Here is a 6,147-nt window from a genome sequence, read left to right as displayed (position 1 = left end):
CCCCCCGCTGCCCCCTGTGATCGCCCACTAAGCTTTCACAGAGGGCTCATCGGAGATCATTGCCATGAACAACGTAGCTATTGCCGCCATCGACCTCGGAAAACATTCCTTTCATCTTCATGCTCAAGATGATCGCGGCCACGAGGTTCACCGCAGAAAGTTTACGCGCGCAGCACTCACCCAATATCTGGCGAAACTGGAACCCTGCACCGTCGTGATGGAAGCCTGTGGCGGCGCCCATTTCATGGCGCAGGAAGTCGCCAAGCTGGGGCATACGCCCAAGCTTATTGCGCCACATCTGGTACGCCCTTACGTGAAGAGCAACAAAAACGACTTCGCTGATGCCGAAGCGATCTGCGAGGCGGCGACCCGGCCCACAATGCGCTTCGTGCACCCCAAAACCCAGGCTCAGCAGGCGCTGGCGATGCTCAATTCGGTTCGTGAGTCGTTCATCAAAGACCGTACCGCCACCGTCAATCGGATTCACGCAGCCCTGCTGGAGGTGGGTATCAGCCTGGCTCCCGGCTTCAAATCCATCAAAGAGCTTCCAGCATTGCTTGAGATGAGTTCATTTTCCGGCTCCATCAAAAAAATTCTGATGGGGTTGCATGAGCACTTCAACTATCTGGATGGGAAGGTCAAAGCGCTGGACAAGGAGGTGGAATGCCAAGCAGCTGAAGATGATCTGGCGGCTCGTTTGATGACCATGCCGTGTGTCGGCCCGATCACCTCCAGCGCCTTGGCTGCCGAGTTGGGCGATGGCAAACAGTTCAAATGCGGCCGAGGCTATGCGGCGTCGATCGGGCTGGTACCCAAACAGCACGGTACGGGCGACAAAACCGTGTTGCTCGGCATCAGTAAACGCGGCGATCGAAATCAGAGGCGCCTGCTCATCCAGTGCGCCCGTGTGTACTTGATACAACTGGAACGACAGAAAGGCGCCTTGGCGGACTGGGTCCGCCAACTATTAGCTTCCCGCCATCACTCCAATCTCGTGGTCTGCGCACTGGCCAACAAGCTGGCAAGAATCGCCTGGGCGATAGCCGCACACCACACTGAATTCGATGCGGGGCCAGCCGCGATGAACGCCTGACCCCGCTGTCACCCGAGCACCACCCACCTGGTTTTGCGATGCTGGATAACTGATGACGTGAACGGCCAACCGGCCTGACGACAACCCTGGGCTCCTACACGGCTGTAAGGCCGTTCAACTAATTAGGGTCGTTGGGCATCGATTCTCATCGAGGCGCGGGGCGACACCCCCACTCAGACGCCGGATAGATGAAAGCAAGCCAAACACGCATCAAATACAGTATTGCAGAAAAGGGGGTAACCATAGATGTAGGAGCCGGCTTGCTGGCGAAGAGGGAGTGTCAGTCGACATCAATGTTGCCTGATACACCGCCTTCGCGAGCAAGCTCGCTCCCACAGGGGGAATGCGTAATTCTTCAAGGTCTGGGTGGCGGGGCCAGCCTCTGCCCTTGCTCGACCGCCCAGTTCACCACCTGCGCGGTCAGTTGATCGTTCGCCTGACCGAACCCGGCAACCACCGCCGGGACCTGCACATCACTGATCGGCTGGCGCACTTCAAAGCGGCGGCTGGCAAGCAGGCGCTGGTCATAGCTGCGCACCAGCAATGCATCCAGACGCACGACCACGCTGGCATTCGTGCCCTGGTATTCAGTCTGAAACGCCTGCAGGCTGCCGCCCAATTCAAGATCGGTCTGGAAAATGCTGTCATCGGTGCTCAGCAGCGGCACCCGCCCGTCATGCTGAAAACCGTCCAGCAGGCGATTGCGCACCAGCACCGGCGCCGGGTCGCTCCAGCGTGAACCCTTGTAGTGACTGATCACATCGCCCTGAGGAATCACGGCAATGTTCGGACTGTTCAATGCTTCGCTGGACTGGAATTTGCTCAGGCGCAACGACCAGCGCTGCGGCGTGCCGTGGCTGGCCGAGGCGTTGCTCTGGGCCGACGGCAACCGATACATCTCGAAGGGCTCGGGTTTTGGCAGGATCGAGCACGAACTGATCAGCGTGAAGCCAGCGAGGAGGGCAATCCGAATCAGTTTCATGGCGTAAATTCCTTGGTCTTTTCACTGCCCAACAGGTAACCGCTGGGGTTGGCCTCCAGACGTTTGGTAATGGCGCGCAATGAGCTCAGGGTTTCGCGCATCTCGTGCACGGCCGGGCCAAGGCCATTGAGGCCTTGCATGCCGCTATTAAGCGAATCCTGATTGGCGGTGATCAGTTTGTTGAGAGTGGCGCTGCTGTCCTGCAACGACCTCATCGCCTGCTCGGCGCTGCCCAGTGCCTCCTTGCCATGCTCGTTGAGCAGCCCGTTGGCATTGCGCATCAGCGCCGTGGTCTGCTCCAGCATGGTGTTGGCCTGCTTGCCCACCGACGCCAGTTGCTGCATGGCCTGACGGATATCACCGCGCTGATCGGCAATGGCCCCGGTGGTTTGCTCCAGGTGCTCCAGGGTGTTGCTGATGCGCTCGATGTTTTCCGTGGAGAACATCAGGTTGGCGTTATGCATCAGTGTGTTCACCCCGGCCATCAGGTCTTCGCTGTCATTGAGCAGGCGCGCAATGGGCGAGGGCGAGGCGACGATGGTCGGCAGGTTGCCGTCCTTGCCCTTGAGCGTCGGGCTCTGTGGCGTGCCGCCGCTGAGCTGGATGATTGAGGTCCCGGTGACGCCGGTCAGGGCCAGTTTGGCCTGGGTGTCTTCCTTGACCGGGGTATCACCGGCCAGGCGAATTCGCGCCAGTACCCGGCGCGGGTCCTTCGGGTCCAGGCGCAGCGAGATCACGTCGCCGACCTTGATCCCGCTGTACTGCACCGAACTGCCCTTGGACAAACCACTGACCGCCTCGTTGAACACGACCTCGTAGTCCTTGAATTCGGTATCGACGCTGGACTTGGCCAGCCACAGACCGAACAGCAGCGCGGCCGTCACCACAATCACGGTGAACAGGCCGATCAGTACATGATGGGCTCGGGTTTCCATGTCAGACCTCGTTGAGCTGTTGGGCGGCTGTCAATGCCGCGCGGCCGCGAGGGCCATGGAAGTATTCGTGAATCCACGGATCGTTGGTTTCCGAGACCTTGTCGATGGCGTCCGCCACCAGCACTTTTTTCTGCGCCAGCACCGCCACCCGGTCGGTGATGGTGTAGAGCGTGTCGAGGTCATGAGTCACCAGGAAAACGCTCAGGCCCAGGGCATCGCGCAGGGTCAGGATCAATTGGTCGAACGCGGCGGCGCCGATCGGATCAAGGCCGGCGGTAGGCTCGTCGAGAAACAGGATGTCCGGGTCCAAAGCCAGCGCCCGGGCCAATGCGGCACGCTTGATCATGCCGCCCGACAGCGATGCTGGATACTTGTCCGCCGCCGACAGCGGCAACCCGGCCAGGGCCATTTTCACCGCCGCCAGGTGCTCGGCGTCGTTGCGGCTCAAGCCGGCGTGTTCGATCAGCGGCAGGGCGACGTTCTCGGTCACCGTCAGCGAGGAAAACAGCGCCCCCTTCTGGAACAGCACACCGAATCGCCGCTCCACCAGCGAACGCTCGTGCTCGGACAAGGTTGGCAGGTTCTTGCCGAAGACTTTCACCAGCCCTTCACTGGGCTCGCGCAGCCCGACAATGCTGCGCAGCAACACCGATTTGCCACTGCCGGAACCGCCGACCACGGCGAGGATTTCGCCCTTGTACAAATCCAGGTCGAGGTCCTCGTGCACGCTCTGGCGGCCAAAGCGATTGCACAGCCCACGCACTTCAATCACGGCCTCGGAGGGCGCTCGGGGTACTCGACTCACCAACCCATCTCCATGAAAAACATCGCGGCTATCGCATCCATCACGATCACCACGAAAATCGACTGCACCACGCTCGACGTGGTGTGGGCACCGACGGACTCGGCGCTGCCACTGACCTTGAAGCCTTCGAGGCAACCAATCGCGGCGATCAGGAAAGCGAAGACCGGCGCTTTGACGATCCCCACCAGAAAGTGTTGAACGCCGATGTCCGATTGCAGCAGCGATAGGAACATCGCCGGGGAGATATCCAGCTTCACCGCGCAGACCACCGCCCCGCCGATAATCCCCGACAGCATCGCCAGAAAGGTCAGCATCGGCAGGGCAATCAGCAACGCCAGGACCCGCGGTACCACCAGCAATTCCACGGGGTCGAGGCCCAGGGTGCGGATGGCGTCGATTTCTTCGTTGGCCTTCATCGAACCGATTTGCGCCGTGAACGCACTGGCGGTGCGCCCGGCCATCAGGATCGCGGTCAGCAACACGCCGAACTCACGCAGGAAGGCAAATCCCACCAGGTCCACGGTGAAGACCGTGGCGCCGAAAGTGGCCAGTACCGTCGACCCGAGAAACGCCACCACGGCGCCCACCAGAAAAGTCAGCAGCGCAACGATAGGGGCGGCGTCGAGACCGGTCTGTTCGATATGCGCGATCGTCGACGTGACACGCCAGCGCTTGGGACGGAACAGGCTTCGGGCAATGGTTTCGATGATCAGGCCAACGAAACCCAGCAGTTGCAGGGTGTCCTGCCAGACGATGTCCACCGCGCGGCCGATGCGGGTCAGCAACTGCACGGTAACGCTGATTTCCGGTTCCTTGATCGGTACACAGAAGTCGGTCAACGAGCAGTAGACGGTTTGCAGCAACGCGCGGTCGGCAGCGGAAAGTGTGCAATCCGGATGTTCAGCGGAGCGGCCGAGGCGCTCGGAGCCGAGCAGTTCCACCAACAGCGAGGCGCCGGCAGTGTCGAGGGCGCCGAGACCATTGAGGTCGATGGGGGTGTTGGCGTCGTACTGGCCGTGGAGTTTTTCGCTCAACAGCTTGAGGTCGGCGTAATGGGCAAGCGTCCAGTCGCCCGTCACCCGCAACCGCGCAGGGGTAATCGACGTGTCCAATCGGGCGTTGCCGGCCATCGTGCTGCTGATCATAAGCTCCGTGCTTGTTCAGTGATTACGCAGCTCTACGTAATAGCACGAACCGGATCACTTTTCTTTGATCGCTGTGCTGTCCGTGACGTTGAAACGTAGCACGCCGATGAGCTGGCCATCTTCGGTCAGTACCCGAACCTGCCATTTGCCGGCCGGGTTGCCCGGGAAGTTCTGCTTGTGGGTCCAGGCTCGATATCCTTCCTTGCGCCCACCGTGGATATCCAGCGCAATACGGTCGACCTCTTTTCCGTTGAACTGCCAGACGTGGTAAATCCGTTCGTCCAGACCTCGCGGGGCATTGATCGCGGTGTATGCGTAGAGCCCGCCATTGCGAATCTGCTCGGTACTGACTACATCGAGGCTGGCGCCCGGGGTGCGGTCCTGCATTTGCGTGCTGATGGCCACGTCGGCCATCCACAGCGTTGCCGGTGGCACCCACGAACGCAGCTGCCAACCGACAGCACCGATGCCCAGGGTGATGCTCAAGATCGCCAACGCACTGCGTACCGTACGAATCGGGAAGATCGACGCCAGGCTTGGGAACGACAGCAGCACCGAGATACCCAGCGCCCATTTGAAACTTTGCGACGTCGTCAGGTGCATGATCACCGGCAACGCGGTGAGCAGCGCGGCGAACAGGGTCAGGGTGTGCAGGGCCAGAAACGCCCAGCGTCGTGGTGCCAGCCACTTGTAGTAGAGCGGGTCAATGATCGAAATCAGCGCCGCGACGCCCAGCAGCCCGGTGAAAAACAACTGGCCGCTGTTCCACGTCGTGGTGATGAAGAAGAACGGCAGGACAAAGAACAGGCTTTCCTGATGGATCATCTGCGTTGCGTAACGCAGTAAAGGCTGCGGGATTTCGCGCTTGAAAATGCGCGTGAACAGCTTGGTCAGGCTGTTTTCCAGCATCAGCCAGATCCAGCTGATCAGCATGATGGTGGTGATCCAGCTCGCCAGGCCTTGCTGGCGATCGACCAGAATGAAACTGCCTACCCCGGAGATGAAACCAGCGAGCGCAATGACCCCAGGGTAGCGCTTCATCAATTCGAGGATGCGCTGTACGAAACGGGTCAGGTTTTGCATTCGGCGGGTTCACAGTAGTCGTAGGAAAAAACCTCGACAGGTTACCGCTCGTGTGGCCCTGTGGCGAGGGGGCTTGCCCCCGTTCGGCTGCGAAGCAGTCGTGA

The 6,147-nt window shown here is 60.4% G+C and carries 6 protein-coding genes; 1 reads left to right on the top strand and 5 read right to left on the bottom strand.

Going from position 1 to position 6,147, the window contains the following annotated elements:
* The first annotated feature begins 64 nt into the window (after window positions 1-64).
* Window positions 65-1,093, top strand: a complete 1,029-nt coding sequence (locus tag B0D71_RS19085; RefSeq protein ID WP_103392895.1) for an IS110 family RNA-guided transposase — start codon at window positions 65-67, stop codon at window positions 1,091-1,093.
* A gap of 355 nt (window positions 1,094-1,448) precedes the next feature.
* Here B0D71_RS19085 and B0D71_RS19075 read toward each other — a convergent pair whose 3' ends face one another.
* The 5 genes from B0D71_RS19075 to B0D71_RS19055 are packed head-to-tail and all read right to left on the bottom strand — an operon-like array spanning window position 1,449 to window position 6,043.
* Window positions 1,449-2,075 carry an ABC-type transport auxiliary lipoprotein family protein gene (locus tag B0D71_RS19075; protein ID WP_103396136.1) on the bottom strand — a complete coding sequence of 209 codons (627 nt, stop codon included), beginning with the start codon at window positions 2,073-2,075 and terminating at the stop codon, window positions 1,449-1,451.
* Window positions 2,072-3,010, bottom strand: a complete 939-nt coding sequence (locus B0D71_RS19070; RefSeq protein ID WP_103396135.1) for an MlaD family protein — start codon at window positions 3,008-3,010, stop codon at window positions 2,072-2,074. Before B0D71_RS19070 ends, B0D71_RS19075 begins: the two co-directional genes overlap by 4 nt.
* 1 nt (window position 3,011) lies before the next feature.
* A complete protein-coding gene (locus tag B0D71_RS19065) occupies window positions 3,012-3,815 on the bottom strand; it encodes an ABC transporter ATP-binding protein (protein ID WP_103396134.1) in 804 nt (267 codons plus the stop codon).
* Window positions 3,812-4,960, bottom strand: coding sequence for an ABC transporter permease (locus B0D71_RS19060; RefSeq protein ID WP_103396133.1), 1,149 nt, complete (start codon window positions 4,958-4,960; stop codon window positions 3,812-3,814). The genes B0D71_RS19065 and B0D71_RS19060 overlap by 4 nt, the downstream gene beginning before the upstream one ends.
* A gap of 54 nt (window positions 4,961-5,014) precedes the next feature.
* Window positions 5,015-6,043 (bottom strand): DUF5924 family protein, encoded by a 1,029-nt coding sequence (locus B0D71_RS19055; RefSeq protein ID WP_103396132.1) that lies wholly within the window; start codon window positions 6,041-6,043, stop codon window positions 5,015-5,017.
* Window positions 6,044-6,147 lie beyond the last annotated feature (104 nt).

Origin of the sequence: Pseudomonas laurylsulfativorans (assembly GCF_002906155.1) — a bacterium.
GTDB classification, from domain to species: Bacteria; Pseudomonadota; Gammaproteobacteria; order Pseudomonadales; family Pseudomonadaceae; genus Aquipseudomonas; species Aquipseudomonas laurylsulfativorans.
The sequence above is the reverse complement of the archived record's forward strand: the minus strand, read 5'-3'. Positions and strand labels throughout refer to the sequence as shown.

What these genes read in the sequence shown, in the direction of transcription:
- B0D71_RS19060 (WP_103396133.1), bottom strand. Translation starts at nt 4,960, where the DNA reads ATGATCAGCAGCACGATGGCCGGCAACGCCCGATTGGACACGTCGATT.
- B0D71_RS19055 (WP_103396132.1), bottom strand. Translation starts at nt 6,043, where the DNA reads ATGCAAAACCTGACCCGTTTCGTACAGCGCATCCTCGAATTGATGAAG.
- B0D71_RS19085 (WP_103392895.1), top strand. Translation starts at nt 65, where the DNA reads ATGAACAACGTAGCTATTGCCGCCATCGACCTCGGAAAACATTCCTTT.
- B0D71_RS19070 (WP_103396135.1), bottom strand. Translation starts at nt 3,010, where the DNA reads ATGGAAACCCGAGCCCATCATGTACTGATCGGCCTGTTCACCGTGATT.
- B0D71_RS19075 (WP_103396136.1), bottom strand. Translation starts at nt 2,075, where the DNA reads ATGAAACTGATTCGGATTGCCCTCCTCGCTGGCTTCACGCTGATCAGT.